The sequence below is a fragment of the Legionella quinlivanii genome, from assembly GCF_003265995.1.
Classification (GTDB): Bacteria; Pseudomonadota; Gammaproteobacteria; order Legionellales; family Legionellaceae; genus Legionella_C; species Legionella_C quinlivanii_A.
Map to the genome: position 1 here is coordinate 43448 of NZ_MVJN01000014.1, position 17774 is coordinate 61221.

Genomic DNA, 17774 nt, shown 5'->3' on the forward strand with positions numbered 1-17774 from the left:
CCAAGCTGGGAGAGGGCCAGGGTGAGGGTTGATTTAAACCCCTCTCCCTGAAGGGAAGACTTTTAGCTGAAAGCTCCTGCTTAAGACTCATCGTGCAGTGCATCGGTGGGCTTTTCAATAATACGATGTTTCATCGCCAGGAAGGTCAGCTCGACATCATTTTTAATGCCCAGCTTGTCAAACATGCGGTAACGATAACCATTAATAGTTTTGGTACTTAAAAATAAGCGGTCAGCAATATCCTGAACGGTCATACCACTGGTGATCATAAACATGACCTGCATTTCACGTTCAGAAAGCTGATCAAAAGGAGATTCCTGGTCAGCCTCGAGGCTGCTGATTGCCATTTTCTGAGCAATTTCAGTGCTTAAATATTTCTCACCCTTGGCTACTTTGCGAATTGCGGCAGCCATTTCTTCAGCACTGGATTCTTTTGTGACATACCCCATTGCACCCAATTGTAACACTCGTGAGGGCAATGGTTCAGCGCATAATGCCGTCACGGCAATAATTTTGACCTGCGGATTGGATTTTTTTAAACGACGGGTTACTTCCCAGCCATCAATGCCGGGCATTTTCATATCGAGCAAAATCACATCCGGTTTATGCAACTTGACCTGTGTTAACGCCTGTTCGCCGCTTTCTGCCTCAGCAACGACACTCATGTCAGGTAAATCTTCCAACAAACGGCGAATACCCATTCTAACGAACACATGGTCATCCACAATGAGTACTTTAATCAAACGATGCTCCTTGACCACTACGCCAATGAACACAAAAGGTCCACTGATATTAGCAAGACTGCTCTGTCATTACAATGATAGCCAGTCAATAACCATTTCAATTTCCCTGTGCCCATTCATGACGCATACTATATAGTGTAGCGGAATTTAACAGGCCAGAATATGAATGCTTGGATTATTCGGATCCACAGGGAAAAGAGGAGGATATTCACCCAGTTCCCGCGCCCTGTTAATCAATTTGGAAATATCCTGAGTCACCAGCTCGTAAAGCTGCTCATAACTATCAATAACAAAATAAACTTTTTGTAACTGATCAATACGGTATGGCGTTCTAAACGCAGTAATAGGATTGAATATCACCCGCATCGGAATTTCGCTTTCCACGCTGTAAGCGGTTTCGCTGATTGAAGAGAGAATACCGCCGCCATATGCCCGCAGACCCTGGCGATTATTTATTAATCCAAATTCAACGGTAAACCAGAACAAGCGCTGCAGCAAAGGCCATTCATCCTCGGAAAAACCCAGCACCCGCTGGGCATAGTTGCACACAAAATCGGCATAGACAGGATTAGTAAGCATGGGACAATGACCAAAGAGTTCGTGAAAAATATCCGGCTCCTGAACATAATTCAACTCTTCTTCACAGCGGATAAAGGTAGCCGCTGGAAATTTCCTCTGTGCCAGCAACTCAAAAAACTCCCTCGCTGAAATTAGCGCCGCAACCGGTTCCACCTGCCAACCTGTTAACTCAAGCAATTTGCGGCTGATATGCGGTAATTGAGGAATTGTATCGGCAGACAGGCCCAAGCGCTTGAGGCCGTTTAAAAATTCATCGCAAGCCCGATTAACCAAAATCGGCATTTGCCGCTCATAGAGCAATTGCCAGATTCGATGTTCCTCAGGGGAATAGTTGACCATGCCCTCTGAATCAGGCGTGTGAGAAACATAGCGGCTGACAAACTCCATAATTACCTCGTGGATATTAATTCTGATGACTAAATTATAGCGATTTGCAGGATTGTGCAAATAAAAATTAATCGTACAAATACTGGTCTGGCCATTAATTACTTCCTGCTCTCAATTAGCTTTACACAATAAAGTAATTGATCTTATTTCATCGCATAAGGACACAGGATGATTGGCAGACGGGTTATGAATAGAATAATTGCACCGAATCCTGTCCAGAGCCCCTGGTATCAGTTTTTTGCTACTGGGGGGCCAGTTATCAGCTCTACGACCTTACCAAGCGCAATCTTGTTGGAGTCAGGTGTTCCCGGGCTTTAACCCTTTAAGCCTTTACAAAACCCGCAAAGCGGGGCATTCATTCGACCGCTTATCCACAGAATCTGTGGATAAGCTTGTGCATACACTGTAAAACGTCTTTAAAACAAAGGCCTGTGAGCTATTGCTTCAATTCTGACAGGCTGCATTATCAATGGCAGCGAGTTAATTTTTTATCAGGCTTGTGTTTACAGTAATTAAATCATGCTAAAATTAGCAACTTTGCACATGAAAAGCAGCATGGTTCAATCAGAACGTTATCAGCAGGCCAAACGCGTTACACTTCTTGGCGCATTAGTCAACGCAATGCTGGGTTTAATTAAATTAATCACCGGTTTTATCTGGCATTCCCATGCGCTGGTTGCAGATGGCGTACACTCTTTTTCAGACTTATTCACCGACGGTCTGGTTCTCTTTGCCTCCCGATATGGCAGTCTGGATGCAGATGACAGCCATCCTTATGGGCATCAGCGCATTGAAACTGCCGCCACTTTACTGTTGTCGCTGCTGCTCGTACTCGCAGGAAGCGGCATTGCCTGGGATTCTATTGACGAGCTGATGAACGCCAGCCACACCCGACCTGGCTGGCTTGCCCTGCCGGTTGCCTTAATTTCTATTCTGTTGAATGAACTCCTCTTTCATTACACCCGTCATGTGGGCAAGCGCATTAAATCAGAGCTGATTATTGCCAATGCCTGGCATCATCGTTCAGACGCCGCCTCTTCCGTCGTGGTGGCATTAGGATTAGTCGCCAGCCTTTCAGGGTTTATTTATTTTGATGCTATCGCTGCCATCATTGTGGGATTAATGATTATCAAAATGGGACTTGAATACGGTTGGAACAGTGTGAAAGAGCTGGTTGACACCGCGGTTGACGCCGAGACCCTGCAGGCAATTGAAACGATTATTCAGCAAGTGGATGGTGTAGACAAAATTCATCAGTTGCGCAGCCGATTCATGGGTGGCGATATCCTAATCGATGTGCATATCCTTGTCTCCCCGTTTATATCAGTCTCTGAAGGACATTATATTGCCCAACATGTTCATCAGGCATTAGTGAATAAACTCGAAAGAGTAAAAGATGTTATTGTTCACGTGGATCCGGAAGATGATGAGGTCACTTGCCCGTCCTTGCATCTTCCCAGCCGAAAAAAATTGCAAGAAATGTTAATTACTCCCTGGCAGCAGCAATTTCCTGAACTGGAGAGATGCACCATTCATTATCTTGACGGCTTTATCTATCTTGATTTGCAGATTAAATCCTCATCAATCTCTTTATCGCTTCAGGAAACCATTACCCGTGATCTCACAGATTATCCTGAAATTAAACGCGTTACTATCCTGAATCTGAACCAGAGTATTGAAAATGGGGCTTGCCGAATTGGCTAGAAAACACTTGCCAAACAGAGTATGGAAAAATATCATTCCTGCATCTTTCAGGCCCAGGCATATTATTAAACAGTATCCCACCCAAGGAAATCCATGATTGTCACTGCAGCTACATTAAAGCTGATATTTGCCGTTGCCATTGTTGCGGTAATTTTATTAGCAGGTTGGTTACCTTTTAAGAAACGAATTGAAAACGAAGAACATCTGGACTTTCCTATCGGAGAAACACTGGCGACCGGTGTTTTTCTGGGTGCAGCATTAATGCATATGCTGCCTGAAGCAAATCATGCCTTTATGGAACGAGGCTATCATTATCCTTTTGCTTTTATCATTACTGGCCTGGTTTTCCTGGTGTTTTTGTGGTTTGAACATTTGGGCAAGGAACTGTACCAGCATCATAATCACCGCCATCCGGCTTTCGCCATCTTAGCCTGGGCGATGTTGTCGGTTCATTCGCTGATGTTAGGCACAGCACTGGGCCTAAGCCACAGTAATTCAGTAGTAATCATGCTTTTCCTGGCCATTATTACTCATAAATGGGCCGAAAGTTTTGCGATCGCTGTACAACTTAACAAAAGCAGTCTCAGTCATACCAAAAGCCTGCTCTTTTTTCTATCGTTTAGCCTGATGACGCCACTGGGTATTTTTCTCGGCTGGTATTTTGGAAGAGGACTTGAGACCAATTCCCTTTTTGACTCCATACTGATCTCAGCTTCAGCCGGTACGTTTCTTTATCTGGGAACCTTGCATGGACTGGAGCGCTGTGTAATGGTGGAGCGCTGCTGTAATCTTCGCGATTTCAGTTTTGTTATCATTGGTTTTCTGTTGATGGCTTCGGTAGCGGTTTATGTATAATTTCCCCCATCAAAAACCGATTATTCTGGCATCCGGTTCGAGAGCCCGTCAGGAACTTTTGCGATCACTTGGCCTTGATTTTCGTGTAATTCCCTCCAATTGCGATGAAGAGGAAATCAAACAATCATTCCCTTTCCAGAATTTTATAGAGCTGGCCCGTCAATTGGCTCGCTCTAAAGCGCTGTCTGTGAGTGAGGCGAACCCATCCTCTTATGTGATTGCTGCAGATCAACTCTGTGTATTGGGGCAGCAGATTCTGGATAAACCGGGGGGCCATGAAACCGCGGTTATCCACCTTAAACTGTTAAGAGGTAAACAGCACAGTCAGATTTCGGCCTGCTGTATTGCTTTTGCTGGAAAAATTATCTGGGAGGCTCAGGATAGCGCTCTGCTGACTGTAAAAAACCTAAGTGAGCAAGCCATTCAAAATTATCTTCAACATGATAAACCCTATCAAAGCTGCGGCGCTTATCATTATGAGGGAAGGGCCAAATGGCTCTTTAGTGAAGTCATCGGCAGTGATAGTACCATTCAGGGGCTGCCTCTGATGGCATTGACTAATGCATTGATTGATTTGGGGATTGTGTCACTGGATTAGCTGCCATCCAGCTCCCCGCATGCCGCGGGGAAGCACAGATAATTAATAATTATTACTCTTTTGAATGACCAAATCCACCTGGATTCCAGGGAATATTATCAAAGAATGCATCCACATGCGTCATTTTACCGGTCTGAATATTCTGCTTCTCTATGATTGCCAGCTTGTAGCTGACTTCATTGTTCTTGTAATGTGGAGAAGAAACCACGGCTACAAAATTCTGCTGCTTTCCAGACGCTGGCATCATGGCGAAAGCGACATTCGGCGGCACCTCTTTGAAATTATCTTTAATTGAATTCTCGGTCCATAGCTTCAGAAACTCAGATAAACTTACCAGACCCGTTGAACGGACTGGTCGGTCTGAGAAGTAGCTCAGATAATTGGGAGGATTTTGCAAGGTCAGGGTATACGAACTGTCAGCATTTTTTACCAGCTGCGCCTGTGAGTCGCTCTGGAAAAACATGTAATTGGTCTGAGTTGAGGCCATTGCATAACTACTGACTACCAGACAAACAGTACCCAACAACTTTTTCATGATAACCTCTTAAATTAGCTCGATTCATATCCGCTACGATGAGTTAAATCGTCGTTATGCTCTTGCTTTACTACACTAGATGTTTCCAGGCTATGTCTCGCAAAAAACGGATAACGATTCTTGCCCTGCAAAGAAACATTTACCTCTGGCATATCCCTTATCTGCCTATAATCCGTCCTTATTGATTCATTATACTCTTTTTGACTCAAAGGTGAAGCAGGATTGTCATCAGAAATACATAAATCTTCGAGAAGGGGCTCTGAAGTCAGTTGCTCTTCTTCATCACTGTCCAGGCTGATATCATCATCTGCGTCATAGTAATCACTGTTCTCATCGGATTGATCTGCGTCCGCATCGTTCTGTTGTACAAATACTTCACTATTTATGTTTTCGTCATCATCTGAAAAATCAGACATTGAAAATGTGATCAACTCCTGGCTTTCGATATCATTTTCATCTTCAATTTCTTCAACCCGCACTGAAGGCTCTTTTTGACGGCGCTGTGCTAATTGCAACTGAAAATCGATAAGTGCCACTGCAGACAGTAAACCCATCAAGAAAGAGCTACCAGCCAAATCCCCGTCAAACAGACCATTAGTAACCTCATCATCATGTGCTGCGGCATAGATATCCAAAGGAAAATGGAAGAGAGCAGCAGCCAGGGAAGGATTCACACAAAGCACGGTCAATAGAAAGATTAAACTATCGCTTAATATCGGATAGCCTTCTCTTGCCAGTGACTCACATAGGCCGGTAATCGCAGTGAAAAGGATTATTGTAGTGGGAATAAATGAGTTTAAGGCTAGCTGTCCCTGCTGAATCAGTACATCCAGAACTCCAGTGAAAGCAGTTCCTCCACGCCAGAAACTGGCAGCGTGTCGAGAAAAACTACGTTCATTGCCCTCACCCAGAACACGGTAATATTCATTTCGAGTTGAAATCAGCGTGGGTATGAGAGCCAAAGCCGGCGCAATAATCTTGCCAAAGCTATCGTTATATAAACTCACTCCCCCGATATCCATAGCCACGGTGGTGATCATGGTCCATGCAAAGCCGAAGTCAGCCAGAAATCCGCCTACTGCGTAGTCCATAAAGAACGTGCCTTTATGCAGGGATTTCAGGAATTTATTTTCGGGATATCGTTTGGCAAGCGCTTCTACAACCTCGTTACTAAGTGAAATACCCGCCCCCAGGGCCATGGGAGCAATCAGCCAGGAACCTGGATGATAATAAATCGCCACCAAACCTAAAGTCGAAACCCAATTCGCTGCGCCTTCAGGAACGGAAGCAACCAACCGGATGCCGGTTTTGAATTTTTCGATTGATGAAGGCGGCTCTATGGCATTTGAATTAGCAGGAAGTAAAGGGATATTTTCCAGGTTTGGCATAACACTCCCAAAATGAATATTTACAATTAAACACAATGGATTAATATTTTACACGTAAAGACTTAAGAAAAGCTTAAGCTTCGGGAATTGAACCGTGAATCAGAGCTTTGGATTCAGCGAACAAGTCGGCGTTGTTCTGAATGAAGATTAGTGCACAAATCCGTCTTTGCGAACGAATGTGAAGCAATCCAGCTTCTAACTTTGTTCAAGGTTCGATCTGGGTTGCTTCACATTCGTTCGCAAAGACGACAAGTTAGTTAATTCGTTATAGTTACTCAACACCAAACAAGTAGCGGGTGTTAGGAAAGCAAATCTAGAGACGTAGGGAAAAAGTTCAAATTTTGACATTATTCATTGTTTTCAATAAATAAATTAGCCAAGTTCCTATCTATAGACTAAGCTAGAAAATGATAACTTCACTCAACGGAGCATGCCATGACCTTTCGATCCATGAAGTCACTATTAACAGTTGTAGTTGTAAGTTGTTTGCCGGCCATTGGTTTTAGCGACGATACAAAAACGGATGCAAAAACCGAGGCGCCCACATTCCAGTCAACCTGCGTTAATGCCTGGATGGGCCGAAATACGGAAATAACTGATAAAATGGATTTTAAAAATTTTGGTGAAAAATATTGTAAATGTGCGGAAACCCAACAACCTCTTGACACCCAGGAAGCGATTAATAAAGCCGCTCAAGTGTGTATGTCACGCACCATATTGCAAGATGCAATGGACAATGTAGAGGAAAATGTAGGCCTGGATAAAGTAACCAGTAAAGATATCGATGACAGCTGTCACAATCGCTGGCTGCTTGTGTATCCAAAAATGGATGAGAACGATAAGAAAATTGCGACATCCTATTGCGATTGCGCAGATCCCAAGTTAGTTGATTTAAGTAAAAACTCCGAAAAAATGACAGATGACGAGTATTATAAAGAAATTTACAAAATCGCTGCGACTTGTTCAGGAAAAGAAGGTAAATAGATTAAACTGAACTAGCGAGTGATGCTAATGACATAGCTGATTTTTCAGGGAGAGATCTCCTCTAGCCAGGAGATCTCAAGCTTTTTATAAGGATTGCGGGAGTAGTACGATGGGCCACAAAGATAAATGTGAGGATGCAAGTTGCCACCATAAAGGTCCTTTATGTCGAATTAATAAACCATCCCATTTAACCGATGCACGGCAGCATTATGATCGAATAGCCTGTATATTTCAGGGTGGTGGCGCATTAGGCGCTTATCAGGTAGGAGCCTTTCGTGCGATCCATGAAAAGGGTTACCAGCCCAATTTTCTGGCAGGCGTATCGATTGGGGCTATTAACAGTGCCATCATTGCCGGCAATCCCCCGGAAAAGCAGCTTGAAAAATTAATGGCATTCTGGGACAAAATTGTTCCCGCTCTGTGGACTGATTCTTTTTTTGCGCATGAAATGCCTGATTATCTGCACCATTTTCATAACCGTATGGGCGCTTTGCATACTGTATTTTTCGGCCTGGATGGTTTTTTTAAACCACGTCCATTACCCCCTCATGCTTTTTCAAATAATACGCCGGATAATTTAAGTTATTATGATACCTCCTACTTACGTGAGACTCTGGAAGAATTGATTGATTTCGATCGCATTAATGATAAAAAAATAACTTTATGCCTTGGGGCTGTGGATATTGCCTCTGGTGAAATGGAGTTTTTTAACAATCAGAAGACGGAAATAACCGTTGACCATGTCATGGCCAGCGGTGCTTTACCCCCCGGTTTCCCAGCTGTTAAAATAGGAGATAATTACTATTGGGATGGCGGAATTTATGCCAACACTCCATTAGTAACCGTATTGGATGCCTTGCCCGAACAGGATACGCTTTGCTTTGTGGTGGACTGTTTCAGCTTACAAGGCAATTTGCCGCGAACAATGGATGAGATGGAAGAGCGTCAAAAAGATATCCGCTACGCCAGTCATTCCCGACGTTTGACCAACGTGTACACCAGCCGTCAGAATTTACAGGCAGCTATTCAATATCTTAGTGATAAATTAACCCCGGAAGCGATGCAGGATCCCGAAGTTCAGAAAATTCTCGAACTGGGTCATAGCAAACATTTCAGTGTGGTGCATATCATCTATCGCGGAACCGCCTTTGCACATTCATTCAAAGATTATAATTTTATTCGCTCCGCTATTGATCATCGAATGAATACGGGCTATCAGAATGCTCTGGACGTTCTGGTTAAACCGGATTGGGAAAGAAAATCAGACAAAGCCTTAGCCTGCTCAATCTATGGCGTGCCCTCTGATTATTTTGAGCAACATTAAAAGCATAGCCTCAACTTAAGAGAAACTGCCCCTCTCTCTAACTCTCTCCCTGAGGGAGAGAGTACTTCATAACGAATTTCTTTTATAGAAAATCCCCTCTCCCAAGTTTGGGAGAGGGCTAGAGTGAGGGTTGATTTTAACCCCTTTCTCTAACGCTCCTCTTAAAATTGACGTTTATGCGAATAGGCGGGAATGACACATTTTTGTAAGCATTATCCAATAACCGGTGCCGCCTGTTTCGTCATTGCATCAACCGCGTCCAGCAAATCGTCCAATCGTTTGCAGGACGATTCAGCATCGCTTTTAAAAAAACCGTATCTCTTAGAAGAAGCTGAGTCTTCCATCTTCTGTGCGCCCTCAGAAACAGACTTCCCTGCTTTAAACCCTGATGTTTTGCATTGGGCAAGCTCCGATTTAAATTGCTCAATGTTGACTGCATTGCAAAGGCCAGCCAGAACAGTGAATAGCTTATCTTTTTGCTGTTTTGGAAAATTGACCTCTTTTTCATTGAATAATTTGTCCGCCTGTTTTAACAGATCAGCAAAAAGTGGGCCTTCTTTGATATGCGTCAAATCGGTATCAAGCCTTGAAATTCTGGCGCTGTGGTTTTTTATGTTTTGCCACATGCTACTGCTGTAACTGCGGCTTTTTACTGGTGCTTCACTTTTTTCTTCACTGGGCGTCACGGGCTTTTTATCAGGAGTTGCTGAAACTGACGGTCCGAAGTCTGGCAGCGTATCAGCCAGAGGAACTGCGCGCAACGCTTTTCTCTGTAAAGCTATAATCCCCTCTTCCTGCTCTATAGCATGAGAAGCAATAGCAGACTCAATTTGCTCGGCCATTTCCTTTTGAGACGTATGCAAATAAGAGAGCATTTCCGCTCCCGATTTCTTCAGATACTTTCTTAAAAAATCTTCCGCTTTTTCTACGCCTGCTGCATTATTGGTAAATTCTATGCTACGGGTACCATAATTCGCATCAAAATATTTTAAAACGATGGATTTATCTTTGTGTTGGATACGTAAACCCATTGTATGAGCGACTTCCTCTCCATAATAGAAGAATTGCATGCGATCTTTTTGCGGATTGGCCAGGATATCCCTGACAATGGTATGAGCAATGGATTTCTGCGTCGAGCTGCCTGCTTTAAAATTGGCTTCAGGCAAATCATCAGGCCGCAATCGCCACTGGGCTCGCTGTAAAGCCGCAATTCTTCTTACCATTGGCATATTGCTATAATCACTTTGGTTGGAAGTTAATTTCCGAAATTGCTTAACGAATTTATCCGTTATTAGCCACAGACCGGTAATACCGTAGCATTCTCCGCCCTTATTCACGAAGCCTTTTCTATCCCCTGAAATCAAAGTACCCTGGTTGAAATTTCGATGATTGACGGAAATTAAATTACTCAGTTGGGTTAAGGGATTGGAGTGGCTGGTCTTTTGCTCTTTTAACATCGGCGGATACGATTTAAAATCAATAGACTTCTGAAATCGCTTTTCAAGCGCTGGCTCCTTAATCATCGCTTTCATAGATAATCCATGAAATTCAAGACTTGCAGCACAAAGTTTCACATAATCATAGGGATTAATATGGCGTAAAAAATACTGTACCTCTTCGATAGAAAAAGGAATTGTACTAAAATTAGTTGCCATTTGCAGATAATGCTCATCGGATGCTCTGGCCCAGGCACGCTCATTGCTCCAAAGCTCGAGAAAAAGAAACCGGCTGAAATCAGGACCATATTGCGCTAATTTATCAAATATCTCTTCTGGATCTTCATTTTGCTCGCGAAATGAACTCCATAATGCCAGAATGTCCACCCGCAGGAGCACATTCATTACAACTGTTGGTTCTTCCTGGCTTAAATTATTCAGTGCAATGAGAGGATGCTCGTTTTCAAGATTCATCACCAGCTCATTTACTTTGTCATTCTGTTCAGAGGTCAGGTCTTTATAGGGATTTAGAAATGCAAAAGGGGTGAGGACACTGCGAGGAGGCATATTAATTGTCCAAATAATACACATAACGAATTATTAGTATAAAGCCTCTCTATTTGCAAATTACTAAAACCCAGGTCCGCCTTTCTTACATCTTTTGCAATACTTCCTGCAGATGTTTGACAGGTTCTACTTCGAGGCCCATTGCCTGTTTCGGTGCATTGGCAAAAGGAACAATGGCCCGTTTAAAACCATGCTTGGCAGCTTCCCTCAGGCGCTCCTGCCCGCTTTGCACTGGACGGATTTCGCCTGCTAAACCGACCTCGCCAAAGATTATTGTTTCACGGTCAAAGACCTGGTTTCTTAAACTAGAAACCACAGCCGCCAGCAAAGCCAGATCACTGCCAGTTTCAGTCACTTTCACGCCGCCCACCACATTAATAAACACATCCTGATCAAAAGTAGCTACTCCGCCATGACGATGTAAAACGGCTAATAAAATGGCTAGACGATTATGTTCAAGACCCGCCGTAACCCGTTTTGGCTGCTGCCCATGCGCTTCATCAACCAAAGCCTGCACCTCAACTAACATAGGACGAGATCCCTCCCAGGTTACCATCACTGCGCTGCCGGGTGTCGGTTCTGGTTGACGGGACAGAAATATTGCAGAAGGATTGGCAACTTCTTTTAGTCCGCGATCAGTCATCGCAAAAACACCTAGCTCATTTACCGCTCCAAAACGATTTTTTATCGCGCGAATTACTCGAAACCGGCTATCACTCTGACCTTCAAAATACAAGACACTATCCACCATGTGCTCCAGAACCCGTGGGCCTGCCAGAGCGCCCTCCTTGGTGACATGGCCTACAAGAAATACCGCAGTTTGTGAGCTTTTTGCAAAACGAACCAACTGTGCAGCAGATTCACGGACCTGCCCTACTCCACCCGGTGCGGAAGAAATGCTATCGGTAAAAATAGTTTGTATCGAGTCAATCACCACTACGCGTGGTTTTTCAGTCTTGGTATGGCTTATAATGGTTTCCACATGGGTTTCGGCCAGCAAGCGAAGACCATCCAGAGGCAACTGCAGGCGCTTTGCGCGCATGGCGACCTGCTGTAATGATTCTTCTCCCGTTACATAGAGGACAGATTGCTCTTTGGAAAGATTCGCCAGAGTCTGAAGCAAAAGAGTCGATTTACCGATACCGGGATCACCTCCGATTAGCACTACCGAACCATCCACCAATCCTCCGCCAAGAACGCGATTGAGCTCCGATAAGCCGCAGTCCATACGTACTTCATGATTGATAATCACATCTTCAACAGAAGTAACGATTGATTTCTGATTTGCGTAATTACCAATGCGCAGATTCTTCACCGGTGCAATACTTTCTTCAATCACTGAATTCCAGGCACCACACTGTGTACACTGACCTGACCATTGGGAAAAACTGGCTGCGCATTGACTGCAACTGTAACGGATTTTAGCTTTCATTTATTCTTTGCTTCTTTTTGCATAATGTAACAAACTGGGTAATCTTATCCTGAAAATCTAATCGAGGCTATGTCGACAATGAGTGCAGAAGTATTTCAATGGGCAGTCACAGGGGCTGGGCCCGCAGGAATTGCAGCGATAGGAAAACTCATCGACCAGGGTATACCGGCGCGTGAAATCCTCTGGATTGATCCTGCCTTTAAAGTGGGTGATCTGGGACAATACTGGAGTGAGGTGTCCAGTAATACCCGCGTTTCGCTTTTTGTGGATTTTCTAAAAGATGCCCACTCCTTTAAATTCAATGAAGCCGCAGAACAATTTGAGTTACTGAGACTGCCTCCCGAGGAGACTTGCAAGCTTGAATATATCGTCAAACCCTTACAATGGGTGAGCGATCATTTACGTCAATCCACCACGTCTCGGCAGGAATCAGTGCAGCAGATCAATTTATCAGGACGGCAATGGACTTTGACTACTGAAGGAAATGAATATAAAGCTGCGAATGTCATTTTAGCGACTGGTGCTCTTCCCTCTTCGCTAAACTATCCTGGTGTGGATGTATTGCCTTTTGAAATAGCCATTGATAAGCAGAAATTAGCCCAGACAATAAGCAGAGATCATTGCTATGGAGTGTTTGGCTCCTCTCACTCGGCCATCATTATCCTGCGCCATCTGGTTGAACTTGGCGTGGAAAAAATTATCAATTTCTACCGCTCCCCCTGCCGATATGCCATCAATATGGGCGACTGGATTTTATTTGATAATACCGGTTTAAAAGGTCAAACGGCGAACTGGGCACGCGAGAACATTGATGGAACACTGCCAGCCAGTCTTTCCCGATATATTATCAATGAACACAATCTGGCCCGCTATCTCCCGCAATGCCAGCAGGTCATCTATGCCGTGGGCTTTGAAACGCGGAAAAACCTGATTATCGGTGATTTTGATCAGGTCCAATACAATCCTCATCTTGGTATTATTGGTCCGGGATTATTTGGTCTGGGTATCGCTTATCCTGAATTAAAAGCCGATCCTTATGGCAGTGTTGAGGCGCAGGTGGGGCTTTGGAAATTTATGGTTTATCTTAACAAGATACTGCCATTATGGCTCAAATATCACACATAGCTTTCAAGATAAGGCGAAAAAAGCAATAGACCAAAATAGCATTTTGAAAGGGCTTGGGTATATAATATTGCAACTTTGTGCACAGGCAGTATACTCGCAACGTTCTGCCCCTCTGGAACCCCTTATGTCTAAAACCATTCATTTTGAAAAATCCATGCAGGAACTCGAAGAAATCGTCAGGCAGCTTGAGCGCGGAGATTTGATGCTGGAAGATTCACTAAAGCAATATGAGAAAGGTATCCAACTGGCTCGTAAATGTCAGGAAGTACTGACCCAGGCTGAGCAGAAAATTGAAATGTTGCGCATGAATACAATGGAAACCGGTGAGCCTTCCAATGAATAATGAGAAAGTAAATGCCCTTATTGACCGTCACGAGATGGTCTTATTGCAACTGCTGTCTGAACTCGACATTCCTGCTTCCCGGTTAAAAGAAGCCATTGCTTATTCCTTGTTTCCTGGTGGTAAGCGGCTAAGGCCGGTTCTGGTTTATCTTTGCGGTGAAATGGTTCGGGCACCACTGGCAGCACTCGACTATATCGCGGCAGCAGTTGAACTGACCCATTGCTATTCGCTGGTTCACGATGACTTGCCCGCAATGGATAATGACGACATGCGCCGAGGGAAACCAAGCTGTCACCGCGCCTTTGATGAAGCAACAGCCATTCTGGTCGGCGATGGCATGCAAGCACTTGCAATTGAAATCCTGCTAAGCAAACTGACCGATATCCTTGCACCTGCCAAGGTGATTGAAATCACCAGAGAATTAGTACGCGCCAGCGGTCCTACCGGTATGGTGAGCGGGCAAAGTCTTGATCTCTCTGAACTGAGTAACAGCAATATTGATGAACATACTTTGAAAAAAATTCATCAGTTGAAGACAGGTAAATTAATTCTCTCCTGCATTAATATGGCGTTGGCTGCGGGAAGCCCCAGCCATGAAGAAATCAGAAATCTGCGTCTTTATGGCAACCATCTCGGTCTGGTCTTTCAAATGCAGGATGACTACCTGGATGCCTACGCTTCGATAGAACATCTTGGCAAAGGCCGAGCCTCTGATTTGGCTAATGATAAAATTACCTACGCGCAGCTTTATCCCCAGAAAGGATTGCTCGAACAAATTAACCAGCACTTTGATCATGCCAAAACCGCCTTACAGCAAATCGGTTCTACCGCAATGGAACTCCTTCATTTAAATGGGCAACTGCATCAGCGCACTTCTTCTTTTTAAAACACTCCAAACTTCCAGGTATTGCTCTTGTAACCTGCTCTCCATTCTGCTGCTATTCTTTAAGAATGGACTTTTACAGAGCGATCCCGGGCATGAGACGCTGTGCAATAAATTATCTAATCGCTTTGATTCTGATATCCGCCTGTGCCTTTGCAGAAGCTGGGAAAGTCATTCAATTTACAGTTAAGGGCAGCATAGGGCCGGCTACTGCGGATTATTTGAGTCGTGGGATCGCTGCCGCACAAAATGCCAGCTTAATTCTGATTATTCTTGATACTCCGGGCGGGCTCGACAAATCAACCCGTCTCATCATTCAAGACATTCTCTCCTCCAAAGTACCTGTGGTCACTTACGTTTATCCAAAAGGCGCGCGCGCTGCCAGTGCGGGTACCTTTTTGCTTTATGCGAGCACGATTGCGGCAATGGCACCAGGAACCAATCTCGGTGCCGCAAGTCCGGTAAATTTAAGCGGAGATGAGAAGTCCGGGGTAATGGATAAAAAAGTTACTAATGACAGCGTAGCCTATATACGCTCATTAGCGCAGTTGCGAGGAAGAAATTCACTGTTTGCCGAGCAGGCGGTCATTGCCGCCTCGACGTTGACAGCCAATGAGGCACTGAAAAAAGGCGTAATTGATGTTATTGCGGATACCCCGAACGATTTACTGGAAAAACTCAATGGAAAAACCGTCAGTCAGGGAGGATTGACCATTCAGATTGATACAAAACACCCTGAAATCGCCGCAATGAATCCCGACTGGCGTATGAAGTTGTTATTGATTATCACCGAGCCAACCATTGCCTATCTGCTGCTACTGCTAGGAATATACGGCATTTTTTTTGAGCTGGTAAACCCTGGATTTGTTTTGCCAGGGGTTATAGGTTCCATTTCAATGATTATTGCCCTCTATGGTCTGCAATTGCTGCCTGTTAATTACGCCGGTCTGGCTTTAATGGTCATTGGTATTGGTTTTATTATTACCGAAGCGTTTACCTCAAGCTTTGGAATTCTTGGGATTGGTGGAACTATCGCCTTTATCGCCGGCTCAATTTTGCTCATTGATACCGAGCACCAATCCTATCAGATTGCCCGCTCAGCCATCTGGTCTATGGCTGCGGCCAATATTATTGCCATGTTTACCTTGTTGGGAATGGCTATTCAGTCGCGCCGCAAAACCGTTCACAATGGACTATCCATACTACTCAATGCCGAAGGTCGAGCACTCAATGATATTAATTTAAAAGGACAAGCCATTATAAGGGGTGAAATATGGAGCGTGAGTTCTATGAAGCCAATCACTGCCGATAAGCCGGTTAGAGTCATTAAAGCAGAGGGATTAAATCTGGAAGTGGAAGAAATAGATTCAGGGAAAGAGATCAGTCATCAGGGAGAAAATTAATCATGAGTTCATTTTTAGGTTTTTTGATTGCATTCATTATTATTATCATTATTTCAAGTTTTCGTGTTCTGCGGGAATATGAGCGCGGCGTAATTTTTCAACTGGGGCGTTTCTGGAGTGTTAAAGGGCCTGGGCTTATTCTGGTACTTCCTGGCGTACAGCAAATGGTGCGCGTGGATTTGCGTACAGTTGTAATGGACGTTCCCAGCCAGGATGTGATATCGCGTGACAATGTGTCGGTGCGCGTCAATGCAGTGCTTTATTTTCGCGTTGTCGAACCGGAAAAAGCGATTATACAGGTTGAAAATTATTTTGAAGCGACCAGTCAGCTGGCCCAGACCACGCTGCGTTCAGTGCTCGGACAGCATGAGTTGGATGAGATGCTGGCTGAACGTGAACAATTAAACAGTGACATTCAAAAAATCCTGGATAGTCAAACCGATGGCTGGGGAATTAAAGTCTCCAATGTAGAAATTAAGCATGTTGATTTGGATGAAAGCATGATCAGAGCGATTGCCAAACAAGCGGAGGCTGAACGAGATAGACGCGCTAAAGTAATTCATGCCGAAGGAGAACTTCAGGCCTCTGAAAAATTACTGCAGGCAGCGAAAGTTTTAGCAGAACAACCTCAGGCCATGCAACTTCGTTATTTGCAAACCTTATCTGCTCTCGCGGGCGGCAACACCTCGACTATCGTTTTTCCAATGCCGATTGAATTAGGAGAATTGTTGAAAAAAATGGGATAGGTTTTCATCGCGCATTATTCAAAGGCCATTTCATCACTGGGGTATAGCGCACTTCTCCACTCATGGATTGGCTTTCGAAAAGAGTGATCTCACTGACATTCATCGGGGTAAAAACTGGCAAAGAGACTTGTTCCTCAAACTGTCGATTCCATGCGTTATCCCGAATTCGACCTAAAGTCACATGCGCTGTATAAGCCCGTGACTCAGTGGAATAACCCAAGTGGTTTAACGCCTCTCCGATTATTCGGGATAACATGGCGAGCGTTTCATTCGGCTCTACTTTAAGCGATATCACCTTGGGATAAGCAGGATTAGGGAAATACAGAAAGTCTCCAAATTCTATGGGAAATGGTTCACAGCTAAGCTCAGCTGTTAAAGTCTTTGCAAGTAACGGTATATCCCTGCAATTCATTTTTTGCACAAACTGCAAAGTCACATGCAAATTTTCCTTTAATGTCCATTTTACTGAAGAAGCATGTGAATGCTTCTGCATCCGGCTAATCAATAGAGCCAGCTCTTCCTGAACCTGGCCGTTTATCCCTACACCAAAGAAAGAGCGAAAAGACTCCATAATCATTCTAATAATCGAAGTTATTTCTAATTTACGATAAAACACTTTCTTTTTCTATGTTATCCACAAAATCTGTGGGTAACTGTGTGTATAGCTTGTCAGTTTTACCAAAACCCAGCTTGTGAGAAATGTATCAACAGCCCATCAAAAAAGAACAAAACAGACTCAAAG

Annotated in this window: 17 protein-coding genes; 10 read left to right on the plus strand and 7 right to left on the minus strand. The window is 44.1% G+C overall.

From position 1 onward, the window contains the following. Positions 1–80 precede the first annotated feature (80 nt). Both letA and phhA read right to left on the minus strand, forming a co-directional pair. Positions 81–743, minus strand: coding sequence for a two-component system response regulator LetA (gene letA, locus B1207_RS14895; protein WP_058506407.1), 663 nt, complete (start codon positions 741–743; stop codon positions 81–83). A 147-nt stretch (positions 744–890) separates the two neighbouring features. Next, a complete protein-coding gene (gene phhA / locus B1207_RS14900; RefSeq protein ID WP_112220677.1) occupies positions 891–1709 on the minus strand; it encodes a phenylalanine 4-monooxygenase in 819 nt (272 codons plus the stop codon). 555 nt (positions 1710–2264) lie between these two features. Here phhA and B1207_RS14905 point away from each other — a divergent pair. From B1207_RS14905 to B1207_RS14915, 3 genes are all read left to right on the plus strand, one after another. Beyond that, entirely contained in the window at positions 2265–3413 is a 1149-nt protein-coding gene (locus B1207_RS14905) for a cation diffusion facilitator family transporter (protein ID WP_112220702.1), read from the plus strand. A 93-nt stretch (positions 3414–3506) separates the two neighbouring features. Then, complete coding sequence (locus B1207_RS14910) at positions 3507–4268, plus strand: ZIP family metal transporter (RefSeq protein WP_407927342.1); 762 nt, start codon at positions 3507–3509, stop codon at positions 4266–4268. Beyond that, a complete protein-coding gene (locus B1207_RS14915; RefSeq protein WP_112220678.1) occupies positions 4261–4866 on the plus strand; it encodes a Maf family protein in 606 nt (201 codons plus the stop codon). Before B1207_RS14910 ends, B1207_RS14915 begins: the two co-directional genes overlap by 8 nt. A gap of 52 nt (positions 4867–4918) precedes the next feature. Here the strand turns inward: B1207_RS14915 and B1207_RS14920 are convergent, their stop codons facing one another. Together B1207_RS14920 and B1207_RS14925 are read right to left on the minus strand one after the other, a co-directional pair. Further along, positions 4919–5401, minus strand: a complete 483-nt coding sequence (locus tag B1207_RS14920; protein ID WP_112220679.1) for a hypothetical protein — start codon at positions 5399–5401, stop codon at positions 4919–4921. A 14-nt stretch (positions 5402–5415) separates the two neighbouring features. Then, positions 5416–6789, minus strand: a complete 1374-nt coding sequence (locus B1207_RS14925; RefSeq protein WP_112220680.1) for a hypothetical protein — start codon at positions 6787–6789, stop codon at positions 5416–5418. 435 nt (positions 6790–7224) lie between these two features. Here B1207_RS14925 and B1207_RS14930 point away from each other — a divergent pair, with 435 nt between their 5' ends. After that, entirely contained in the window at positions 7225–7773 is a 549-nt protein-coding gene (locus tag B1207_RS14930) for a hypothetical protein (RefSeq protein ID WP_112220681.1), read from the plus strand. A 109-nt stretch (positions 7774–7882) separates the two neighbouring features. Next, entirely contained in the window at positions 7883–9097 is a 1215-nt protein-coding gene (locus tag B1207_RS14935; RefSeq protein ID WP_112220682.1) for a patatin-like phospholipase family protein, read from the plus strand. A 212-nt stretch (positions 9098–9309) separates the two neighbouring features. On the opposite strand, the gene B1207_RS14940 is transcribed toward B1207_RS14935, so the two are convergent. Together B1207_RS14940 and radA are read right to left on the minus strand one after the other, a co-directional pair. Beyond that, positions 9310–11100 (minus strand): hypothetical protein, encoded by a 1791-nt coding sequence (locus B1207_RS14940; RefSeq protein ID WP_112220683.1) that lies wholly within the window; start codon positions 11098–11100, stop codon positions 9310–9312. Positions 11101–11185: 85 nt separating this feature from the next. After that, entirely contained in the window at positions 11186–12532 is a 1347-nt protein-coding gene (gene radA, locus B1207_RS14945; RefSeq protein WP_112220684.1) for a DNA repair protein RadA, read from the minus strand. 78 nt (positions 12533–12610) lie between these two features. Between radA and B1207_RS14950 the strand changes: the two genes are divergently transcribed. From B1207_RS14950 to B1207_RS14970, 5 genes are all read left to right on the plus strand, one after another. Then, positions 12611–13657, plus strand: a complete 1047-nt coding sequence (locus B1207_RS14950; protein ID WP_112220685.1) for an NAD(P)-binding domain-containing protein — start codon at positions 12611–12613, stop codon at positions 13655–13657. A gap of 124 nt (positions 13658–13781) precedes the next feature. Continuing rightward, positions 13782–14000: an exodeoxyribonuclease VII small subunit gene (locus B1207_RS14955; protein WP_112220686.1), complete on the plus strand. Its 219-nt coding sequence runs from the start codon at positions 13782–13784 to the stop codon at positions 13998–14000. Next, the gene (locus tag B1207_RS14960) at positions 13993–14886 is read left to right on the plus strand and encodes a polyprenyl synthetase family protein (protein WP_112220687.1); all 894 of its coding nucleotides are present in this window, start codon (positions 13993–13995) and stop codon (positions 14884–14886) included. The genes B1207_RS14955 and B1207_RS14960 overlap by 8 nt, the downstream gene beginning before the upstream one ends. 65 nt (positions 14887–14951) lie before the next feature. Next, positions 14952–16286 carry an NfeD family protein gene (locus tag B1207_RS14965; protein ID WP_112220688.1) on the plus strand — a complete coding sequence of 445 codons (1335 nt, stop codon included), beginning with the start codon at positions 14952–14954 and terminating at the stop codon, positions 16284–16286. Between the two features lie 2 nt (positions 16287–16288). Then, the gene (locus B1207_RS14970) at positions 16289–17032 is read left to right on the plus strand and encodes a slipin family protein (RefSeq protein WP_112220689.1); all 744 of its coding nucleotides are present in this window, start codon (positions 16289–16291) and stop codon (positions 17030–17032) included. A 4-nt stretch (positions 17033–17036) separates the two neighbouring features. Here B1207_RS14970 and thpR read toward each other — a convergent pair whose 3' ends face one another. Then, a complete protein-coding gene (thpR, locus tag B1207_RS14975; protein WP_172458317.1) occupies positions 17037–17603 on the minus strand; it encodes an RNA 2',3'-cyclic phosphodiesterase in 567 nt (188 codons plus the stop codon). Positions 17604–17774 lie beyond the last annotated feature (171 nt).